At 71.5% G+C, this 20,481-nt stretch carries 15 protein-coding genes and 1 riboswitch; of the genes, 7 read left to right on the top strand and 8 right to left on the bottom strand.

The genetic code is table 11. The features are described 5' to 3' along the window. The first annotated feature begins 86 nt into the window (after window positions 1-86). The 4 genes from HMPREF2863_RS00315 (at window position 87) to hutH (ending at window position 6,271) form a co-directional block, all read left to right on the top strand. Window positions 87-1,784, top strand: a complete 1,698-nt coding sequence (locus HMPREF2863_RS00315) for a urocanate hydratase (protein WP_070637131.1) — start codon at window positions 87-89, stop codon at window positions 1,782-1,784. Window positions 1,785-1,892: 108 nt separating this feature from the next. Continuing rightward, complete coding sequence (locus HMPREF2863_RS00320) at window positions 1,893-3,272, top strand: YjiH family protein (RefSeq protein WP_083315117.1); 1,380 nt, start codon at window positions 1,893-1,895, stop codon at window positions 3,270-3,272. Between the two features lie 55 nt (window positions 3,273-3,327). Further along, window positions 3,328-4,533: an imidazolonepropionase gene (gene hutI, locus HMPREF2863_RS00325; RefSeq protein ID WP_070637133.1), complete on the top strand. Its 1,206-nt coding sequence runs from the start codon at window positions 3,328-3,330 to the stop codon at window positions 4,531-4,533. Between the two features lie 121 nt (window positions 4,534-4,654). Next, window positions 4,655-6,271, top strand: coding sequence for a histidine ammonia-lyase (hutH, locus tag HMPREF2863_RS00330; RefSeq protein ID WP_070637136.1), 1,617 nt, complete (start codon window positions 4,655-4,657; stop codon window positions 6,269-6,271). 169 nt (window positions 6,272-6,440) lie between these two features. Here the strand turns inward: hutH and HMPREF2863_RS00335 are convergent, their stop codons facing one another. Further along, window positions 6,441-7,751 carry an MFS transporter gene (locus HMPREF2863_RS00335; protein WP_070637138.1) on the bottom strand — a complete coding sequence of 437 codons (1,311 nt, stop codon included), beginning with the start codon at window positions 7,749-7,751 and terminating at the stop codon, window positions 6,441-6,443. Further along, complete coding sequence (locus tag HMPREF2863_RS00340) at window positions 7,748-8,410, bottom strand: flavin reductase family protein (protein WP_070637140.1); 663 nt, start codon at window positions 8,408-8,410, stop codon at window positions 7,748-7,750. Before HMPREF2863_RS00340 ends, HMPREF2863_RS00335 begins: the two co-directional genes overlap by 4 nt. A gap of 102 nt (window positions 8,411-8,512) precedes the next feature. Between HMPREF2863_RS00340 and HMPREF2863_RS00345 the strand changes: the two genes are divergently transcribed. Next, window positions 8,513-9,190: a GntR family transcriptional regulator gene (locus tag HMPREF2863_RS00345; RefSeq protein ID WP_070637142.1), complete on the top strand. Its 678-nt coding sequence runs from the start codon at window positions 8,513-8,515 to the stop codon at window positions 9,188-9,190. 37 nt (window positions 9,191-9,227) lie between these two features. Here the strand turns inward: HMPREF2863_RS00345 and hutG are convergent, their stop codons facing one another. The 5 genes from hutG to HMPREF2863_RS00370 all read right to left on the bottom strand — a co-directional run bounded on the left by hutG (window position 9,228) and on the right by HMPREF2863_RS00370 (window position 15,509). Beyond that, the gene (gene hutG, locus HMPREF2863_RS00350) at window positions 9,228-10,298 is read right to left on the bottom strand and encodes a formimidoylglutamase (RefSeq protein ID WP_070637144.1); all 1,071 of its coding nucleotides are present in this window, start codon (window positions 10,296-10,298) and stop codon (window positions 9,228-9,230) included. 139 nt (window positions 10,299-10,437) lie between these two features. Next, window positions 10,438-10,953 (bottom strand): CoA-binding protein, encoded by a 516-nt coding sequence (locus HMPREF2863_RS00355; RefSeq protein WP_070637145.1) that lies wholly within the window; start codon window positions 10,951-10,953, stop codon window positions 10,438-10,440. Further along, complete coding sequence (locus tag HMPREF2863_RS00360) at window positions 10,953-12,365, bottom strand: O-acetylhomoserine aminocarboxypropyltransferase/cysteine synthase family protein (RefSeq protein WP_070637147.1); 1,413 nt, start codon at window positions 12,363-12,365, stop codon at window positions 10,953-10,955. The genes HMPREF2863_RS00355 and HMPREF2863_RS00360 overlap by 1 nt, the downstream gene beginning before the upstream one ends. A 396-nt stretch (window positions 12,366-12,761) precedes the next feature. Next, window positions 12,762-13,580 (bottom strand): DUF1648 domain-containing protein, encoded by an 819-nt coding sequence (locus HMPREF2863_RS00365; protein ID WP_070637149.1) that lies wholly within the window; start codon window positions 13,578-13,580, stop codon window positions 12,762-12,764. Window positions 13,581-14,021: 441 nt separating this feature from the next. Then, entirely contained in the window at window positions 14,022-15,509 is a 1,488-nt protein-coding gene (locus HMPREF2863_RS00370; RefSeq protein WP_070637151.1) for an MDR family MFS transporter, read from the bottom strand. A 249-nt stretch (window positions 15,510-15,758) separates the two neighbouring features. Between HMPREF2863_RS00370 and HMPREF2863_RS00375 the strand changes: the two genes are divergently transcribed. Next, window positions 15,759-16,658 carry a siderophore-interacting protein gene (locus HMPREF2863_RS00375; protein WP_083315119.1) on the top strand — a complete coding sequence of 300 codons (900 nt, stop codon included), beginning with the start codon at window positions 15,759-15,761 and terminating at the stop codon, window positions 16,656-16,658. Window positions 16,659-16,998: 340 nt separating this feature from the next. After that, window positions 16,999-17,724 carry a hypothetical protein gene (locus HMPREF2863_RS00380; protein ID WP_070637153.1) on the top strand — a complete coding sequence of 242 codons (726 nt, stop codon included), beginning with the start codon at window positions 16,999-17,001 and terminating at the stop codon, window positions 17,722-17,724. Between the two features lie 153 nt (window positions 17,725-17,877). On the opposite strand, the gene HMPREF2863_RS00385 is transcribed toward HMPREF2863_RS00380, so the two are convergent. Beyond that, entirely contained in the window at window positions 17,878-20,070 is a 2,193-nt protein-coding gene (locus HMPREF2863_RS00385) for an AMP-binding protein (protein WP_083315120.1), read from the bottom strand. A gap of 296 nt (window positions 20,071-20,366) precedes the next feature. Further along, window positions 20,367-20,471, top strand: a riboswitch (SAM riboswitch). The last annotated feature ends 10 nt before the right edge of the window (window positions 20,472-20,481 follow it).

Consider the following 20,481-nt stretch of genomic DNA (forward strand, 5'->3'; position numbering starts at 1 on the left):
CCATCAGATGAAAAGGCGAGGCTGACGCGCCCACCCGACCGGCCGCCGTCGGGAAGGACACCGGACCCCTTGAAGGAGAGGACCCCATGACCCAGGGATTCACCCAGCACGACCCGTCCCGCGAGATCCGCGCTCCGCGCGGCACGGAGATCTCCGCCAAGTCCTGGCAGACCGAGGCCCCGCTGCGGATGCTCATGAACAACCTGGACTCCGAGGTCGCCGAGCGTCCCGAGGACCTCGTCGTCTACGGCGGCACCGGCCGCGCGGCCCGCTCCTGGGAGGCCTTCGACGCGATCGTCGAGACACTGAAGGACCTCGAGGAGGACGAGACCCTCCTGGTGCAGTCCGGCAAGCCGGTCGGCGTGTTCCGCACCAACACGTGGGCCCCGCGCGTGCTGATCGCCAACTCCAACCTGGTGGGCGACTGGGCGGACTGGGCCACCTTCCGCAAGCTCGAGGCCGAAGGCCTGATGATGTACGGCCAGATGACCGCCGGCTCCTGGATCTACATCGCCACCCAGGGCATCCTGCAGGGCACCTACGAGACCTTCGCCGCCATCGGCCGCAAGAAGTACGACGGCACCCTCGCCGGCACCCTGACCCTCACCGGCGGCTGCGGCGGCATGGGCGGCGCCCAGCCCCTGGCCGTCACCCTCAACGGCGGCGTCTGCCTGATCGTGGACGTCTCCGCCGAGCGTCTGCGCCGCCGCCAGTCCAAGCGCTACCTGCACGAGGTGGAGACCGACCTGGACAAGGCGATCGCCCGCGTCAACGAGGCGAAGAAGAACAAGGAGGCCGTCTCCGTGGGCCTGGTGGGCAACGCCGCCGAGGTGTTCCCGGAGCTGCTCAAGCGCCACCAGGCGGGCGAGCTCGAGATCGACATCGTCACGGACCAGACCTCCGCCCACGACCCGCTGTCCTACCTCCCGGTGGAGTACACCGTGGAGCAGTGGCACGAGGAGGCCGCCGCGGACGAGGCCGGCTTCACCAAGAAGTCCCAGGAGTCCATGGCCCGCCACGTGGAGGCCATGGTCGGCTTCCAGGACGCCGGCGCCGAGGTCTTCGACTACGGCAACTCCATCCGCGACGAGGCCCGCAAGGCCGGCTACGACCGTGCCTTCGAGTTCCCGGGCTTCGTCCCGGCCTACATCCGCCCGCTGTTCTGCGAGGGCCTCGGCCCGTTCCGCTGGGTGGCCCTCTCCGGCGACCCGGAGGACATCCGCGTCACCGACGAGGCCCTGAAGGAGCTGTTCCCGGAGAACGAGCACCTGCACCGCTGGCTGGACGGCGCCGCCGAGTTCGTGGAGTTCGAGGGCCTGCCGGCCCGCATCTGCTGGCTCGGCTACAACGAGCGCCACAGGGCCGGTCTGCTGTTCAACCAGCTGGTGGCCGAGGGCAAGGTCAAGGCGCCGATCGCCATCGGCCGCGACCACCTGGACTCCGGCTCCGTGGCCTCCCCGTACCGCGAGACCGAGGCCATGCTGGACGGCTCCGACGCGATCGCCGACTGGCCGCTGCTCAACGCCCTGACCGCCACCTCCTCCGGTGCCACCTGGGTGTCCATCCACCACGGCGGCGGCGTCGGCATCGGCCGGTCCATCCACGCCGGTCAGGTCGGCCTGGCGGACGGCACCGAGCTGGCCGCAGCCAAGCTCGAGGCGCTGCTCACCAACGACCCGGCCATGGGCGTCATCCGCCACGTGGACGCCGGCTACTCCCGCGCCGCCGAGGTGGCGGCCGAGCGCGGTGTGCGTGTGCCCATGGAGGCGAAGATCCGCGACTGACGCACCCGTGCGGCCGTCGTCGTCCCCCGCACGGGCACGACGACGGCCCCCACCGTGGCGGAGGCGGCCCGCCTCCGCCACGGTGCAACCCAGGAGAGGAGCAGCACGATGTCCGTGACGAACCCGGGGGACCGCGAGTTCCACAGCTACACGACCGCGATGGCGGCGATCGGCCGTGACGAGCCCCGCCCGTCCGGCCGCTGGCGCATGATCGTCTACTCGGTGATCGGCATCGTGATGTTCTTCGTGCCGATCACCCTGAACGGCACCACGACCATCCCGCTGGACCACCTGGTCAACGGCGTCCGCACCCTGCTGGGGGAGGCGGACCGCTTCGTGGCCCTGGCGATCATCGCCGCCGGCGCCGTCTACCCGTTCGTCACCGGTACGTGGCGGCAGTCGGCGTTGAAGGCCGCGTTCGCGTTCCTGGCCGTGCTCGGACTGGTCACCGCGTCCATGGTGGTCTTCGGGTTCGGCCCGGAGTTCGTGCTGAACGAGGACATCGGACCGTTCCTCATGGACTCGCTGGTGGTGCAGGTCGGACTGATCGTGCCGATCGGCGGCATCTTCCTGGCCCTGATCATCGGCTACGGCCTCATGGAGTTCGTGGGCGTGTACCTGCGCCCGGCCATGCGTCCGGTGTTCCGGGTGCCCGGCCGCTCCGCGGTGGACGCCGTCGCCTCCTTCGTGGGCTCCTACGCGCTGGGCCTGCTGCTGACCAACCGCATGTACCGCGGGGGCCGCTACACGGCCAAGGAGGGCGCCATCATCGCGGTGGGCTTCTCCACGGTCTCGGCCACCTTCATGGTGATCGTCGCCCGCACGCTGGACCTGATGGGCGTGTGGCTCTGGTACTTCGTGGGCACCCTCGTGGTGACGTTCGCCGTGACCGCGCTGGTGGTGCGCCTGCCGCCGCTGAGCCGCATCCCGGACGAGGTCTACCCCGGAGCGGAGCCACGCCCGGAGCAGCCGGTGACCCATGACCGCTTCGCCGTGGCCCGCCGCGCCGCCGAGCAGACCCTGGCCGAGGCACCGTCACTGCCGAAGAACATCTGGATCAACTTCCGTGACGGCCTGGTGATGGTCATGCAGATCCTGCCGTCCATCATGTCCGTGGGCCTGATCGCGCTGGTGCTGGCCACCTACACTCCGGTGTTCACCTGGGTGGGCCTGGTGTTCTGGCCGTTCTTCTGGATCCTCGGCTTCTCCGATCCGTCGCTGATGGCCACCGCCGCGGCGACCTCGATCGCCGAGATGTTCATCCCGGCCACCCTGCTGGCCGGCAGCGACGACCTCGTGGCCCGCTTCGTGATCGGCGTCGTCTGCGTCTCCGCGATCATCTTCTTCTCCGCCGTGGTCCCTGCCATCCTGGCCACGGACCTGCCGATCAAGCTGTGGCACCTGGTGGTCATCTGGGCCGAGCGCGTGATCCTCACGATCCTGCTCGCCACCCCGCTGGCCCACCTGGTGGCGGCCGTCGCGGTCTGACCGCCGGCCACACCGACCGACGCACGCCCCTGCCCCCTCACCCGGAAGGACCCGCATGACCTCCCACCTGATCACCGACATCGGCGAGCTCACCTGCGTGGACGCCGAGTCCCGCGTGCTGCACGACGCCGCCGTGGTGGTGGAGGACGGCACGATCGCCTGGATCGGCGCCGCCGCCGACGCCCCGGAGGCGGACGGACGCACCTGCGCCGAGGGCCGGGCCGTGCTGCCCGGCTGGGTGGACCCCCACACCCACCTCGTCTTCGACGGGGACCGCTCCGCCGAGTTCGAGGCCCGCATGGCCGGTGAGTCCTACGCCGCCGGCGGCATCGGGGTGACCACCGAGGCCACCCGTGCCGCCTCGGACGAGCGCCTGGCCGAGCTGGTCCGCGGCCGGGTGGCCGACGCGGTGGCCGGAGGAACCACCTACCTGGAGACCAAGACCGGCTACGGGCTCACCGTGGAGGAGGAAGCGCGCCACGCGCGCCTGCTGGCCGGACTGCGCGCGGAGGGCCTCGTGGACGAGGTGACCTTCCTCGGTGCCCACCTCGTCCCCGCGGGACGGCAGGCGGAGGACTACCTCGACGACGTCGTCGGGCCCATGCTCGAGGCTGTGCGGGAGCACGTCGACTGGGTGGACGTGTTCTGCGACCGCGGTGCCTTCGACGGCGACCAGACTCGGCGAGTGTTCGAGGCCGGCCGTGCCGCCGGGCTGGGGCTGCGCCTGCACGGCAACCAGATCGAACACGGGCCCGGCGTCGCCGTGGCCGTGGAGTACGGTGCGGCCTCGGTGGACCACGTCAACCACCTCACAGACGAGGACGTCGCCGCCCTGGCCTCCACCTGGGCCGGCTGGGACGCGGCCGCCCGCGCCGGCGAGCCCGGCACCGTGGCCGGGTGCCTGCCCGCCTGCGACCTGTCCACGCGTGCCCCGCTGGCGCCGGGCCGAGAGCTGCTGGACTCCGGTGTGCCGATCGCCCTGGCCTCCAACTGCAACCCGGGCACCAGCTACACCACCAGCCAGAACTTCAACGTGGGCACCGCCGTGCTGCAGATGCACCTCACCCTCGCCGAGGCCATCGAGGCGGCCACCTACGGCGGAGCGCTGGCGCTGCGGGCCCAGGATCGGGTCGGGAGCATCGAGGTGGGCAAGCGCGCCGACCTGCACATGCTGGACGCGCCCGCCGCCATCCACCTGGCCTACCGCCCCGGCATGCCCCTGACCCACGCGGTCTGGCGCGCGGGCCGTCGCGTGGCCTGACAGCCTCCACCGCGTACGATCACAGCCGGGGCCACCCACCCGTCCGCATCCGAGGCCGCACGCACCCGTCCGGAGCCGGCCTCTCCCTCCGAAACCCCCTGACCCGAGGAGCGCACCGCCCATGACCACCACCACTGCCGCCAGCGTCACGCTCGGCACGTCCGGGGCCACCCTGGACGACGTCCTCGCCGTGGCCCACCACGATGCCCGCGTGGTGCTCGCCGACGACGTGCTCGAGACCGTCGGTGCGGTGCGCCGCCACGTCGAAGCGCTGGCCGAGGCCGAGACCCCCACCTACGGCGTCTCCACCGGCTTCGGCGCGCTCGCGGACAAGCACATCCCGCTCGAGTCCCGCGCGCAGCTGCAGAAGTCCCTGATCCGCTCCCACGCCGCCGGCATGGGCCCAGTGGTGGAGCGCGAGGTCGTGCGCGCGCTGATGTTCCTGCGCGCCACCACGCTGGCCTCCGGCCGCACGGGTGTGCGGCCCGTGGTGGTCGAGACGTTCGTGGCCATGCTCAACGCGGGCATCACCCCCGCCGTGCGCGAGTTCGGCTCGCTGGGCTGCTCCGGCGACCTCGCCCCGCTCTCCCACGTGGCCCTGGCGCTGATGGGCGAGGGCGACGTCGTCGGGACGGACGGTGAGCTGCGTCCGGCCGGCGAGGCGCTCGCCGAGGCCGGGATCGAGCCGGTGGAGCTGCGGGAGAAGGAGGGCCTGGCCCTGGTCAACGGCACCGAGGGCATGCTCGGCATGCTGATCATGGCGCTGGCCGACCTCGAGGAGCTCGCGGACACCGTGGACCTCACCGCCGCGATGTCCGTGGAGGCGCTGCTCGGCACCGACCGCGTGTTCGTGCCGGAGCTGCACGCTCCGCTGCGCCCCCATCCGGGCCAGGCGGCCTCCGCGGACCGGATGCTGAAGATTCTGGCGGGTTCGCCGATCGTGGCCTCGCACCGCGAGGGCGACTCCCGCGTGCAGGACGCCTACTCGCTGCGCTGCGCCCCGCAGGTGGCCGGCGGCCTGCGCGACACCCTCGCGTACGTGCGCACCGTGGCCGAGCGCGAACTCGCCGCGACCGTGGACAACCCGGTGGTGCTCGACGACGGCCGGGTGAGCTCGAACGGCAACTTCCACGGTGCGCCCGTGGCCTATGTGCTGGACTTCCTGGCCATTCCGGTGGCGGATGTGGCGAGCATGTCCGAGCGCCGCACCGACCGCATGCTGGACCCGGCCCGCTCGCACGGGCTGCCCGCGTTCCTGGTGGACGACCCGGGCGTGGACTCCGGCATGATGATCGCCCAGTACACGCAGGCCGGGCTCGTCTCGGACATGAAGCGTCTGGCCGTGCCGGCGTCCGTGGACTCCATCCCGTCCTCGGCGATGCAGGAGGACCACGTCTCCATGGGCTGGCACGCCGCCCGCAAGCTGCGCTCAGCCGTGGAGAACTTCCGCCGTGTGCTCGCCGTGGAGCTCGTGGCGGCTGCCCGCGCGATCGAGCTGCGCGCGCCGTTGCAGCCCTCCGTCGCCACCGGTGCGGCCGTCCGTGTGATCCGTGAGGCCGGCGTCCCCGGCCCGGGGCCGGACCAGTACATGGCCCCGCAGCTGGCCGCCGCCGAGCAGGCCCTGCGCGACGGGTCCGTGCTGGCCGCGGTGGCGGAGGCGCTGGCGGGTGCGTCCGTCGACGCCGAGCCGCAGGATCTGGGCGGGCAGTCCACGGGCGCCGAGGCCGAGGGGCACTGACGCCCCAGGGCGGTCAGATGCCATAGAGGGGCCAGATGCCACAGAGTGGTCACGGCATGCCGCGTGCGCCTGCACGAGACGGCGTGCCGTGACCACTTCTGTGTGGGGCGCCGGCGGGCCGGGCCCGCTCCGCCGCGCCGGGGTGGGCCGGGCCTGGCCTCAGGCCGGCTCAGGCCGCCAGGTCCACGTCCTTCGTCTCCTTCATGAGCAGGCCGGTCAGTCCGGTGAGGCCGCCGACCACCATGAGGTAGATCGGGAACGCGCTGGTCCACCCCTGCGCCGTCAGCCACGTGATCAGGTACGGCGCCGTGCCGCCGAAGATCGCGGTGGCCAGCGAGAGCATGGTGGCCACGCCCTTGGCGCGCACCGCCGTCGGCAGCGCCTCGGACCAGACGGCGCCGTTGACGCCGAACAGCAGCGCCACGGCCAGCAGGGCGATGGTCTGCACGAGCAGGAACGAGGCGAAGCTGCCGTCCAGCATGCCGAACAGCGGGAACGGGAGCACCACGAAGAGCAGACCGAAGGCGATGACCAGCGGACGACGTCCGACCCGATCGCCGAGCAGGCCCGCCCCGAGGATGGCGGCAAGGAAGATCAGCTGGGCCACGAGCGAGGCCGAGAGGGTGGTGGACTCGTCCATCTGGTGGGTCACCTGCGCGTGCGTGGGCAGGTAGATCAGCCACGTGTAGAACATCAGCGAACCTCCTGCAGAGACCAGGAAGATCGTCAGCAGGCCGCGCCACACCGAACCCGACTCCCGGCGCGGGGACTCGTCGGCGGCGGGCACCACCTGCTGGGCGGCCGTGAAGTGCTCCGACTCCGTCAGGCTCCGGCGCAGGTACAGCGCATAGAGGCCCAGGACGCCGCCGATGCCGAAGGCCACGCGCCAGCCCCAGGAGGCCACCTGGTCCTGGGAGAGCAGCGTGGTGACGGCCAGGCCCACGAGTGTCGCCAGGATGGTTCCCACCACCACGGACACCCACGACGTGGCCCCGAACAGTGCACGCCGACCCTGCGGCGCCCTTTCGACGAGGTAGGTGACGGACGTGCCCATCTCGCCGCCGTGTGCCAGGCCCTGGAGCAGGCGGGCGACGACGAGGATCACCGAGGCGAGGACGCCCGCCGTGCCGTAGGTGGGGGTGAAGGCGATGAGCAGGCTGCCCAGTGCGGTGATCATCATCGCCGCGAAGAGGCTGCGCTTGCGGCCCACCCGGTCCGCGTAGGCGCCGAACAGGTAGCCGCCGAGGGGTCGGGCGACGAAGCCCACGGCGAAGACGGCCAGGGTGGCGAGCAGCCCGGACGTGGGATTGTCCGCGTGGAAGATCTGCGCCGCGAAGACCGGCGCGAAGATCGTGTAGACGTTCCAGTCGTACCACTCCAGCGCGTTGCCGAAGTTCACGGCCAGCATGTCCTTCACGCTCCGGGGCCGGGGTCGAGGCACGGGAGCGGGGCGGGTCGCGCCGCCGGCGGCGGTGCTCATGCCCGCCCCTCGAGTCCGGCCTGGGCATCGCCGTCGGCGCCGGGCACACGCATCTCGAAGGTCTCCCGCACCACGGTGTAGTCGAAGTAGCCCAGGCGGGCGATCGGCTGGATGCGCGGGATGTCGAGTCGGCCGTCGGCGGTGATGACGTCGTCGTCGATGTGGATGGTGTCCACGTGGGCGAAGACCACGTCGATGGTGCCGACGTTCGAGTTCCCCTTGATGCGGTGCGTCGAGTGGTAGCGGCACTCGAAGCGCACAGGCGACTCGGCGACCATCGGAATGGGGTGGTTGTCCGCGTAGACCTTGGTGACGCCGTGCTCGGCGATGCGGTCCCACTCGCTCTCGCCCGGCTCCAGGGCCATGGCGGTGACGTTGACGGCCTCGCGCAGGTCGTAGGTGGCCATGTTCCACACGAACCAGCCGGTCTGCTCCGCGTTGAGGACGGTGTCCTTGCGGCGTCCGTCCGGGTACTGGTTCGCGGAGAACATCACCATGGGCGGGTCGAAGGTGAGGTTCTGCCACTGGCTGTAGGGAGCGATGTTCTCCATGCCGTCCGGGCTCACGGAGGACAGCCAGCCGATGGGGCGGGGGACGGTGGAGCTCTTGAACGGGGAGTAGGGCAGGGGGTTGGCCTCGTGCTGCGGGCGGTACTTCATGACGCCTCCATGTGATGCGGACTACAGGGTGTGCGCCACGTTACGCCGCATATCCGAGATATATCAAGAGCATCCGGGCAGACGACTGCCTAGGCTGGGCCCATGAGCAAGTCGGAGGAGGCCTACGCCCGCCTGACGCAGAAGATCGAGACCGGGGAGCTGCCGCCGGGTGCCGTCCTCACCGAGGCGGCCCTCATGGACGCCGCGGGAACGGGCCGCACGCCCCTGCGCGAGGCCGTGCAGCGGCTCGTCCGGGACCACTGGCTCTCTGCCGGCGGCGGGCGTGGACTGCAGGTGCCTGCGATCTCGGTGGACGATCAGCTGGAGAGGCTCGAGGTGCGGCGGTCACTCGAGGTGTTGGCCGTGGACCTGGCCTGCATCCGGGCGGGGGAGGAGCAGTTGGCGGACGTCGAGGCCCACGTGCACCATCTGCGTGCGGTGTCCGACCTGCCGGCGTACGTCGCCGCCGTGGGGCGTTCGCACGAGCTGTTGCGCACGATCGCGAACAACCGCTATCTGTCCGATTCCCTGGTCCCGCTCCAGGGTCTGTCCCGCCGGTTCTGGCTCGCCACCACGAAGGGTCTGTCCGGTGAGGTCGAGCGTGGCCGGGCGTTCTATGTCCCGGCGCTGGAGGCGGTGACCCGCAGGGACCCGGTGGGCGCCCGGGCCGGGGTGCTGGCGCTGCATGACTTCCTCGCGCGCTCGGCACTGGACTACGCGGCCCGACGCGCGGCCCACGGCCGGACCGAGCCGCCGTCCCCGTGGACCGAGGGGCGCTGAGGCGGCGGATCACCGCTCCGCCGCGCCGGGCCCGGCCTCAGGCCAGCAGTCCTCCGTCCGTCCGGTGCCGGCTGACGATCGTGTGGATCAGCCGGGCCGCGGCCTTGGCCGTGCGACCGTCCACGTCCAGGGAGGGGTTGAGCTCCACCACGTCGGCCAGGGCCAGCTTTCCGGAGCGGGCGGCCTCCAGCGCACACGCGTGGATCACCTCGTAGGGCACGCCGAAGCCGGCCGGGGCGCTGACGCCCGGGGCGACGGCGGCCGGCAGCACGTCCAGGTCGATCGTCAGGTAGAGCACGTCCACCGCGTCGATGAACGAGCGCACCCAGCGGCGCACGCCGGTGATGTCGGCGGTCTGGGCCTGCTCGTCGGTCACCCAGGAGACCCCGTGCTCGCTGGCGGTGTCGAACAGCGCACGCGTGTTGTTGGCCTCGCTGATGCCCACCACCGCGTAGGAGAGCCGATGGTCCGAGCCTTCGGCATCACGCAACGCCTGCAGGAACGGGGTGCCGGACGTCGCGTGGGACTCCTCGCGCAGATCGAAGTGGGCGTCCAGGTTGAGGATGCCCACGCGGGTGCCCGCTCCCACGCGCTTCGAGCCCGCCAGACCCTGGTAGGAGGCGTAGGCGGTCTCGTGACCGCCACCGAGGACCACGGTGAGGTCGTGCTCGTCCAGCAGTCCGGAGATCCTCTCCCCGAGGGCCCGCTGACCGTCTTCGAGGTCGCCGGGGTTCTCCTCGTCGCCGAGGCGGACCACCACGTCGCCGTGGTCCGACAGGGCGCCGGTCTCCGGGCGGTAGGACAGCGGGGAGAGCGCAGCACGCAGCGCGTGGGGCCCCTCCGATGCACCGATGCGTCCGCTGTTGCGGCGCACGCCCTCGTCCGAGGAGAACCCGACGAGCGCGGTCGACCGCGCATCCCCGGCGCCGGAGGGCGACGAGGAGGCGACGTCCGAGGCGGCGGAGGAGCCGTCGTCGGGAAGGGACGCTGCAGACGAGGCGGCACGGACCACCTGGTGCCAGCGGAGGTGTTCGGCGGTCTCGCCGTCGGTGCGGCCGGACCACCCGGGGGCGGAGGAGGGGGACGGGGCGGAGAACTCGGAGGTCATGACCCCATCCCACGCCTGATCGCCCCCACAGGGCAAGCCGGGGCCGGCCCGGAGGTCACACGCGCCGAGCCAGAAGGACTGGCCCCTTCAACGCGTCGTGACGTGGCCGAACCCTCTGGCTCGGCGCAGGCCCAGGGCCTCACCGGTCGATCGTCTGCCGCTTCGAGCTGATCACTCCGGTCACGAACCCGGCGAGGTTGAGGCCGCCGTGGAAGCGGGCGTGCTCGATCTTCACGCAGCGGTCCATCACGATGTCCAGGCCGAGCTCCTCGGCCAGGTGCGCGGCGTCCTCGTTCCAGATGCCCAGCTGCAGCCAGACGGTCCTCGCACCGGCGGCCTGGGCCTCGCGGACGATCTCCGGGGTGTCGGAGGCCTTGCGGAACACCTCCACGAGGTCCGGCTGCACGGGCAGGTCCGCCAGGGAGGCGTAGACCTCGTGGCCCAGGATCGTCTTCCCGGCCTCGGCCAGCACCGGGTTCACGAAGTACACGTCGAACGTCGTGGAGCTCAACAGGTAGGTGGCCACGAAGTACGAGGCGCGCGCGGGCTTGTCTGAGGCGCCCACGATTGCGATGCTCCGTGCCCGGTGCAGGATTGCCAGCCGCTCCGGGGCGGTGGGTCCGGTCCAGGTCCTCTCGGGGATGGCGGTGCTCATCACAGGCCTCCTTCTGCCGTGCCGTTCCCGGCGTCGCTCTCCTGCTTCCCGACGACGGCCGCGTCCGTTCCCGGAGCCGGCTCGCCGTCGCGTGTGGTGCCGGTGGCGGCGGTGAGCGCCTGGTCCAGGTCCCAGAGGATGTCCTCGACGTCCTCGATGCCCACCGAGAGGCGGATGAGGTCCTCGGGGACGCCGCCGGCGATCAGCTGCTCGGCGGTGAGCTGCTGGTGGGTGGTGGAGGCCGGGTGCAGCACGAGGGTCTTGGCGTCGCCGATGTTGGCCAGGTGGCTGGCCAGCTGCAGGTTCGCGATGAACTCCGCGCCGGCCTCGCGCCCGCCGCGGTGCTCGCCGCCGGCCACGCCGAAGCTGAACACCGAGCCGACGCCACGGGGCAGCAGCGTCCGGGCCCGTTCGTGGTGCGGATGCGAGGGAAGACCGGCGTAGCGGACCCAGCTCACACGCGGGTCCTCGTCCAGCCAGGCGGCCACCTGCTGCGCGTTGGCCAGGTGGGCGTCCATGCGCTGGGCCAGGGTCTCCACACCGATCAGCAGCTGGAACGCCGACTGCGGGGCCAGGGACGGACCGAAGTCCCGCAGCTGCTCCGAGCGCAGCTTGGTGAGGAAGCCGTACTCACCGAAGTTCCCCCACCAGGAGACGTTCCCGTAGGAGGGCACCGGATCGGTCATCTGCGGGAACTTCCCGTTGTCCCACGGGAAGGCGCCAGACTCCACGACCACGCCGCCGAGGGTGGTGCCGTGGCCGCCCAGGAACTTGGTGGCCGAGTGGATGACGATGTCCGCTCCGTGCTCGATCGGCCGGATCAGGTACGGGGGAGTGAGGGTCGCGTCCACCACGAGCGGGATGCCGTGCCGGTGCGCGACCTCCGCCAGGCCCGGCAGGTCCACGATGTCCCCGGAGGGGTTGGCGACGATCTCGGTGTAGACGGCCTTGGTGTTCTCCTGGACCGCGGCCTCGAAGTCCGCGGTCTCGGAGGAGTCCACGAAGGTGGTCTCCACACCGAAGCGGCGCAGCGAGACGTCCAGCTGGGTGACGGTGCCGCCGTAGAGCTTGGAGGAGGCCACGATGTGGTCCCCGGCGCCGCAGAGGGCGGCGAAGGTGATGAACTCCGCGGCCATGCCGGAGGCGGTGGCCACCGCGCCGATGCCGCCCTCGAGCGTCGCGATGCGCTCCTCGAACGCCGCGACGGTCGGGTTGCCGATGCGCGAGTAGATGTTGCCGTACTTCTGCAGCGCGAACAGGTTCGCCGCGTCGTCCGCGGACTCGAACACGAAGGAGCTGCTCTGGTGGATCGGCACCGCACGGGAGCCGTGCACGGCGTCGGGGACGGCGCCGGCGTGCAGCGCCTTCGTGCGGAACCCGAACTCGTGCGGGGCGGGGCGGGGGTCTGCCACGGGGGTCCTTCCGGTCGTCGGCCACAGGCACGGGCGACGGACGCGCGGCGGGGAGGCGGCCGTCGTCGTGGTGTCCATGGTGCGCCCGGCCCAGGGGGCGGGGCAGGCCGGAAGGTCGTGCGAGGTCACGCAGAGGCGGCCGGGCCCCGCAGCCGGCGCGGCTGCGGGGCCCGGGAGGGGGTCCTGGACAGGCGGACGCCCCGGTGCCGACCGCGCGAGGGGGTACGCATGGTGGTCGACGCCGGGGCGTCCGCTTTTCAGTTGTCCATCATCACTCGCACCTTGATGAGGCGTCTACGACGCTAGGCGGTCACCCTTGAGGCTCTCGCAAACGAGCCTGGTCATTGCCTGGCAGTCCGGATGTCGAGTGATCTGTGTCTCAATCGTTGGAACCGCTCAGCCGGGCCAGGCAGTGATCCAGAGGACCGCCGGCAGGCCGACGGCGAACACCAGGACGAAGCCCCGGTAGAGGCGCCGACCGCCCGGAGAGCCGATGTTCACGGTGGTCCCCACTCCGTAGCCCTCGCGCTTGTTCACCACGATGTTCGGCTCATCCGGGTCGTTCATCATGCCGGTGGCGGTCCAGCGTTCCTCCTCCGCCCGCTCCTGGGCAGACGCATGGTGCCCCAGCTCGGTGGCGACGTCCTCGGACCAGCGGCGCCAGTGCCGCATGGACAGGGACAGGGCCGCGAACACGCCCACCATGACCACGGTGAAGACCAGGGGCATCAGCCACCAGGGCAGCCCGGCGGTGCGTCCGAGCAGGACGTGCACGGTGGTCGGGGCCGCGGCGAGCAGTATCAGCAGGCTGATCCAGCCCAGCGCGGAGACCATGCCGAAGTGCAGGCCGTGGCCGCGTACGCGCGCCCAGCCGGAGCGGTCCTGCGGGGTGGTGGACAGGGACGGGGCGAGGGCTGCGACGACGGCCAGGGCGGCGGCGCTGCCCAGGCCGATGAGCGCTCCCTGCGCCACAGCGCCGAAGGACGTACCCGCCCAGGCGTCCGGGGACCCGCTCGGGCCCCAGTGCGTCGGGATCTGCTCCGGCAGGCCCGGCAGGGCGAGGAGCACCCACGCGACGAGGGCGAGGCCCAGGGCGGCGGTGACGACGAACGGCAGCCACGCCTTCGGCCTGGCCCTGCGGACGAGGCGACGCTCCTGCCTCTGGAGGCGGCCGTCGTCGGGGGAGCCGGGGGCGTGCGGCGGCTGGTGGGTCATCGGTAGAAGCCTCCCCTCGGGGCCGCGACGCTGCGGCCGGATCTCATCGGGGCCTGGTCTCAACGGGCTGGTGGCCTGCGAGTCTATCGAGGGGGTCCGTGAGGGCTGCGGAAGTTCCGCGCCTGCAGAGGTGCGGGGCCCGCAGAGGTGCCGCGCCTGCGGGGCGCGGTGCCTGCGCGCCGCCCGGCCTCGGACGTGCAGAGCCCCGGGCTCGGCCGCGTGAGGGGGACGCGTTGATGATCGAGGCCCGGGGCTTCTGCTGTTCAGTTGTGATTCATCACTCGCACCTTGATGAGGCGTGTTCCACGCTAGGGGGAAGCCCTGACCGCAGGCGCAGACGCTGCTGGGCGTTCTCTGGCCGTTGCGTTGCGCTTCGATCACATCGTGACGTGCGCCACGATCGGCTCGTGGCCACTGGGCTGCGCGGAGTGTCAGGCCGCGTCAGTGGGCGTCTGCGGCCTCGTTCGAGGAGCGCTTCACGAACCACACGGCCACCACGTTGAGGCTGAACACGCAGGCGCCCGCCAGCAGGGCCAGGTGCACACCGTCCATGGTGGCGGCGACCTGGTCCGAGCCGTGGGCGGCGGACCCGGCCGTGCCCACGGTCAGCAGGGTGATGAACAGGGCGGTGCCGGCGGCCGCCGCCACCTGCTGGAGGGTGGACAGCAGCGCCGAGCCGTGCGCGTAGAGGCGGCGCGGCAGAGAGGACAGGGCGGTGGTCATCAGCGGGGAGAACATCATGGACAGGCCCACGCTCATGACGATGTGCAGGGTGATCACGAACGCCGCTGTGGACTGCGGGGAGAGGAACGTGTAGCCCCAGAGCGCACCGGCGGCCAGCAGCGAGCCCGGGATGAGCAGGGGACGGGGTCCCACCCGGTCGTAGAGGTTGCCGACCACGTAGCCGAGGACGCCCATCGCGGCACCGCCGGGCAGCAGGGCCAGGCCGGATTCCTGTGTGGTCCAGCCGAGGACCTGCTGGAAGTACATCGGCAGCAGGATGATGACGCCGAACAGGGACATCATCGTCACGAGCATGCAGCACAGGGCCGTGGCATAGGTGGGCCGGGCGAGCGTGCGCAGGTCCAGCAGGGCGTCGTCCCCGAGGCGCACCTGCCGGTAGGCGAAGAACGCGAGGAACACGGCGCCGGCGGCGAGCGGGATCCATGGGGCGACCGGCGCGTGACCGCCGGCGGCCTCGCCGATGCTGGACAGGCCGAAGATCAGGCCGCCGAAGCCGAGCGCGCACAGCACGCCGGAGAAGCCGTCCAGGCGGATCTTCTCCGGCTCCGTGACGTTGCGGACCCACAGGGCGCCGGCCACCAGGGCGGCCAGGGCGATGGGGAACACGGCGCCGAACATCCAGCGCCACGTCAGGTGCTCCAGGATCACGCCGCCCACGGTGGGCCCGGCGGCCGGTGCGACTGCGATGACGATCGAGATGATGCCCATGACCCGGCCGCGACGGGAGACGGGGACCACGTTCAGCACGGTGGTCATCAGCAGCGGCATCATGATGGCCGTGCCGACGGCCTGGACGACGCGCCCGGCCAGCAGGACCGAGAACAGCGGGGCCAGGCCGGCCACCACGGTGCCGATCGTGAACGTGCTCATCGCGAAGACGAACACCTGCCGCACTGTGAACCGGTTCATCACCCACCCGGTGAACGGGATCACCACTGCCATGGTCAGCATGAAGCCGGTGGACAGCCACTGTGCGGTGGCGGCGGAGACCGAGAACTCGGCCATCAGCCGCGGCAGTGCCACGGACATGATGGTCTCGTTGAGGATCACCACGAAGGCCGCGGACACGAGCAGGCCGATGAGGCGGCCGGTGCCGGGGGCGAGGGTGACGGGGACGGAGCCGGTGGGCAGGGAGTGGGCGGAGGACTGCGCGTCGGTGTCCGGCTGCGCCTTGCCGGCGGTCATGCGGCGACCCGCTGCTGAGGCAGGGCGGCCTGGAGGGTCTCGCCGGGGGCGCCGCCGGCATTCCAGGCGCGCACGAGTCCGGTCCGAGCGGTCATGGTCTGTTTCCCTTCCCGGTGGTTCAAAGTGGGCGGTTGAAAGCCTCCGAGGATCTTAGTGGGGCACCGCCGCCTGGTGTCCGTTCGACCGCACAGTGGATAAGGTGAGACAGACGTTTCGTATTCCCCGCCGATCCCCTGGAGGCAGCTTTCCGTGAAGAACGACGACGGCGCCCGCGACTCCGCCTCGACCGCCGCCCCCGCCGGGGGTGGCCGTCCGCCGCGACCGCAGACGGTGCTGGAGGTGGTCCGCACCGAGCAGCTGACCCCCCACATGGTGCGCGTGGTGCTCGGCGGCGACGGGTTCGCCGCGTTCCACGAGCGCTGGGCCGCGAAGAGGGCGACCGACCAGTACATCAAGCTGCTGTTCGCCGATCCCGCGCTCGGGTTGGAACCGCCCTATGACATGGACGTGCTGCGGGAGCGGCTGGCCCCCGAGCAGATGCCCGTGCGCCGGACCTACACCGTCCGCGCGGTGGATGCACGGGCGCAGACGGTGGCCGTGGACTTCGTGGTGCACGGGGACGAGGGCCTGGCCGGCCCGTGGGCTGCGCAGGCGCAGCCGGGGGAGAAGGTCGCGTTCTTCGGACCCGGCGGCGCCTACCGGCCGGACGAGGACGCGGACTGGCATGTGCTCGCCGGCGACGAGGCGGCACTGCCGGCTCTGGCCGCCGCGTGCGAGGACATGGCCGCACGGCTGCCGCAGGCGCGGGGCGTGGCACTGATCGAGGTGTCCGGAGAGCAGGACGAGCAGGAGTTCGCCGCGCCGGAGGGAGTCCAGGTCCGCTGGCTGCACCGCGGCGGGGACTTCAGCCCGCAGACCGCGCTCTGGGTGGACGCGCTCGAGGAGCTCGAGTTCGGGCCGGGCCGCGTGCAGGCGTTCGTCCACGGTGAGCGCGAGCAGGTGAAGCGGGCCCGGAGGCACCTGACCGACGTGCGTGGGCTGGACCGCAGGCAACTGTCCGTCTCCGCATACTGGGCCCACGGCCGTGCGGAGGAGGCGTTCCAGGCGGAGAAGCGCGAGCCGATCGGCAAGATCTTCGACGACGACTGACCCGCTGCCCCGTTCTCCCGTCCCCCATCCCTGGTCTCACGCCCCCATCCCTGGCGTTTCTCCGCTCCGCCCACCCCTGGCGTTTCCCCCCCCCTCCGCCCACCCCTGGCGTTTTCGCTCGCGAAACGGGAAGGGGGCGCCTCCCACTTCACTAGCGAAGACGCTGCGGGGAGGGGTGGGGGCGTCTGGCCGGGGAAGGGTTGAGGCGTCCGGCCACGGTGCCGGTCCACGTTCGTCAGGGGTGGACGCGGGTGGAATCCGTTGTGATTCTATGGGGGAACATAGAGTTCGGAGGCGGGCGTCCGGCCTTCCTCCACGATCATTGACGAGGGGACCGACCATGAAGAACCGTGTGTCCATCGCCGTTGGCATGTTCGCCGCCGGTGGCCTGCTGCTCACCGCCTGCGGCTCCACGCCCACCCTGGATGAGGCCTGGCCGGAGGTTCGCAAGAACTTCGAGGAGGCCGAGAGCCTGCGTATCAACATGGAGGCCACCGGTGAGGAGGACGACAGCACGGGCACCGTCGACCTGGCCGGCGCCACGGACGACTCCCACATGAAGGGCACCATGAACATCCCCATGGGCGGAGACCCCGTGAACATGGAGGTCATGAGGCTGGACGGGGACGCGTACCTGAAGGTGAAGTCCGACGGCGAGGACAATGCCTTCACCGAGATGCTCGGCGACAAGTGGCTCAAGATGTCCGCCTCGGAGGCCGAGGGCATGGGCGAGTTCGCGATGTCCTCCCTGGTGGACCAGATGGTGGAGGACATGCCGAAGAGCGATCACTTCGACGGCCACGACATCGAGGCCGAAGAGGTCGAGATCGACGGTGAGAAGTACGACAAGTACGTGATCCCCGAGGATCTCCTTGAGAGCGAGGACGCCGGGGACGTCTACTACGTGGACCGTGATGACAACACGCTGTTCCGGGTGGAGGGCACGAAGACCGAGGACGGCGGCCAGGAAGCCGTCGTGACGTTCACCGACTGGAACGAGGTGGAGGCTCCGGAGGCGCCGGCAGAGGACGAGGTCGTCGACCAGTCTGATCTCATGAACCCCTGACACCCAGCCGTGAGGGGAGGCCGGATGCCCCCGGCGCCTGCCTCCGGCTCCCCGCCGGACTCCCCACTCGTTTTCGCTCGCGAAACGGGAGGCGACGCCTCCCGTTTCGCGAGTGAAAACGTCTGGGGGGCGGGGGCGGGAGTCGTCAGAAGCTCACCGGCGGGCGGCGACCGCCTTCTCGATCTCCGCCACGCACGGCTCGTTCTGCAGGCTCGTGGTGTCCCCGAGGGCGTCACCGGTGAACAGCTGCGTGAGCAGTCTCCGCATGATCTTGCCGGACCGGGTCTTCGGCACGTCCGGCACGAACACCACGTGCGCCGGCTTCGCCACCGGGCCGATCACCCGCGCCACGTGCCGCCGCAGTTGCTCGGCCTGCTCCGTGGTCTCCTCCGGGCGGCCGGCCACGGCGAACCGCTCGTGCGCCACCACGAAGGCCACCGCCGCATGCCCGGTCTTCGGATCCGGGACCGGGCACACCCCGGCCTCGATCACCTCCGGGTGTGCCACCAGCGCCGACTCGATCTCGATGGTGGACAGTCGGTGCCCGGAGACGTTGATGACGTCGTCGATGCGCCCGAGGATCCATACGTCCGAGTCATCGTCCCGCTTGGCGCCGTCCCCGGCGAGGAACCAGCCCTGCCGCGCGTAGTCGGCCCAGTAGGAGTCGTAGAACCGCTGCGGGTTCCCCCATACGGTGCGGGCCATGGACGGGGAGGTCCGGGTGACCACGATCTTCCCCTGCAGGTGGGCGCCGACTGAGGTGCCGTCGTCGTCCACCACGTCCACGTCCACACCCGGCAGCGGGCGGGACCCGCAGCCGGGCTTGAAGACGGTGTCGGTCGGGCGCGGGGAGAGCACGGTGGAGCCGGTCTCGGACTGCCACCAGGTGTCCACCATCGGCACGCCGACGGAGCCGTCGCGGGGCACCGGCGCCTTACCCGCCGCGGCGGCCCGACCGTCCAGCCGGTCCAGCGCGTCCCGGCCGATCTGCGTGCGCGCCCACACCCAGGCCTCCGGGTTCACAGCCTCGCCGACGGTGCCGATCAGGCGGATCGAGGACAGGTCGTACTCCGCGGGCACGCCGTCCGGGTGCCAGCCCATCAGCGATCGGATCAGTGTGGGAGCCGTGTAGTAGCTGGTCACCCCGTAGCGCTGGATGACCTCGAAGTGCCGGCCCGGGTGCGGGGCGTTCGGCACGCCCTCGTAGATGACCTGGGTGACGCCGTTGCTCAGCGGCCCGTAGATCTCATAGGTGTGGGCGGTGACCCAGGCCAGGTCCGCAGTGCACCAGTGGACGTCGTCGTCGCGCCGCGCCGGGTCCGGGTGGGAGAACAGGAAGTCGTGCGTCCACGAGGCCGCGGCGAGGTACCCGCCCGAGGTGTGCACGAGCCCCTTCGGCTGCCCCGTGGTGCCGGAGGTGTACATGATGAACAGCGGGTGCTCTGCGTCGAAGGCGCGCCGGGTGTGGACGTCCGGCTGGCGGTCCACGACGTCGTGCCACCACAGGTCCCGGCCCTCGGTCCACGGGATGTCCCGGTGGCCGGTGCGGTCCAGGACGAGGACGTGCTCGATCGCGTTGTCCCCGGACACGGCCTCGTCCGCGTTGGCCTTCACCGGCACGGCCGTGCCGCGGCGGAACTGGCCGTCCGTGGTGACGAGCAGCTTGGCGCCCGTGTCCTCGACGCGGAACCGCAGCGCCTCCGCCGAGAACCCGCCGAACACGAGCGAATGCACGGCGCCGATCCGCGCGCACGCCAGCGTGATGACGATCGTCTCCACGAGCACGGGCAGGTACACGACGACGCGGTCGCCCGCCTCGATGCCCAGCTCTTCGAGGGCGTTCGCGGCCCGGGCGACCTCGCGCTGCAGCTGCGCGTAGGTGACGGCGCGGCGGTCCCCGGGCTCGCCCTCGAAGTACAGCGCCACCTTCTCCCCACGCCCGGCCTCCACGTGCCGGTCCACGCAGTTGTACGCCACGTTGAGCCGCCCGTCCGCGTACCAGCGGATCTGCGGGGCGGCCCCGGCGGCCGCGTCCGTGGGGACCGTGTCCGTCACCTGGGTGAAGTCCGTGTCCCAGGTCAGCCGGCGGCCCACCGCCTCCCAGAGGGCGAGTCGGTCGGATTCGGCGACGACGGCGCCGTCGCCCCGACCTCCATGGGCCCGTCCCGCGGGCCGTCCCGGGTGGACGTCCGGGTCCGCTGCGTCCACCAGGGACTGCGGCAGCGGACCGGGCAGCGTGGCCAGGGCGGCGGCGGGGACGCCGTCGTTCGGGCCGCGGACGGGATCCGGCGCGGGGAGGGCCGTCTCGGCGACGGCCGCGGCGGTGCCGGCTGCGGACACGGGCATGGGGTGTCTCCTTCCATCGGTCCTGGCGGGAGCACCCGCAGCCCGCGGGGAGGCGGACCCGGGTTGCTGCGGCGTCGAAGAGCCAGGTCTCTGGTGCCGCTCCGGATGGTGTGCGCGTCCACGGTAGGCCCGCGGTGTGCCACAGACGCGGTGCCGGTCCGGCTGGTGGGCGCGGACGCGTTGCGCCAGGTCATCTGGGCGGCGCCGACGGGCGACGCCCGTCCGGCGAGGGTGTCCATGACGGACGTGGGGCGGCTGCCTTCCGTGGCCGGGCGGGGCCGTGCTGTGCTGTGGCCGACCCATCCAGAGCGGCCGAGAGATCCGGATCGACGACGCCGCAGCAACCCCCTCATCCCTGTCCGGCAGGGTCGGGACGGTGCTACCGCCGGGACCGATGGAAAGGAGCCCGCG

This window comes from Micrococcus sp. HMSC067E09 (assembly GCF_001812555.1).
Lineage (GTDB): Bacteria > Actinomycetota > Actinomycetes > Actinomycetales > Micrococcaceae > Micrococcus > Micrococcus lylae.

Coding starts and splice junctions, on each gene's coding strand:
- HMPREF2863_RS00315 (WP_070637131.1), top strand. CDS start 87: ATGACCCAGGGATTCACCCAGCACGACCCGTCCCGCGAGATCCGCGCT.
- HMPREF2863_RS00320 (WP_083315117.1), top strand. CDS start 1,893: ATGTCCGTGACGAACCCGGGGGACCGCGAGTTCCACAGCTACACGACC.
- hutI (WP_070637133.1), top strand. CDS start 3,328: ATGACCTCCCACCTGATCACCGACATCGGCGAGCTCACCTGCGTGGAC.
- hutH (WP_070637136.1), top strand. CDS start 4,655: ATGACCACCACCACTGCCGCCAGCGTCACGCTCGGCACGTCCGGGGCC.
- HMPREF2863_RS00335 (WP_070637138.1), bottom strand. CDS start 7,751: ATGAGCACCGCCGCCGGCGGCGCGACCCGCCCCGCTCCCGTGCCTCGA.
- HMPREF2863_RS00340 (WP_070637140.1), bottom strand. CDS start 8,410: ATGAAGTACCGCCCGCAGCACGAGGCCAACCCCCTGCCCTACTCCCCG.
- HMPREF2863_RS00345 (WP_070637142.1), top strand. CDS start 8,513: ATGAGCAAGTCGGAGGAGGCCTACGCCCGCCTGACGCAGAAGATCGAG.
- hutG (WP_070637144.1), bottom strand. CDS start 10,298: ATGACCTCCGAGTTCTCCGCCCCGTCCCCCTCCTCCGCCCCCGGGTGG.
- HMPREF2863_RS00355 (WP_070637145.1), bottom strand. CDS start 10,953: ATGAGCACCGCCATCCCCGAGAGGACCTGGACCGGACCCACCGCCCCG.
- HMPREF2863_RS00365 (WP_070637149.1), bottom strand. CDS start 13,580: ATGACCCACCAGCCGCCGCACGCCCCCGGCTCCCCCGACGACGGCCGC.
- HMPREF2863_RS00370 (WP_070637151.1), bottom strand. CDS start 15,509: ATGACCGCCGGCAAGGCGCAGCCGGACACCGACGCGCAGTCCTCCGCC.
- HMPREF2863_RS00380 (WP_070637153.1), top strand. CDS start 16,999: ATGAAGAACCGTGTGTCCATCGCCGTTGGCATGTTCGCCGCCGGTGGC.
- HMPREF2863_RS00385 (WP_083315120.1), bottom strand. CDS start 20,070: ATGCCCGTGTCCGCAGCCGGCACCGCCGCGGCCGTCGCCGAGACGGCC.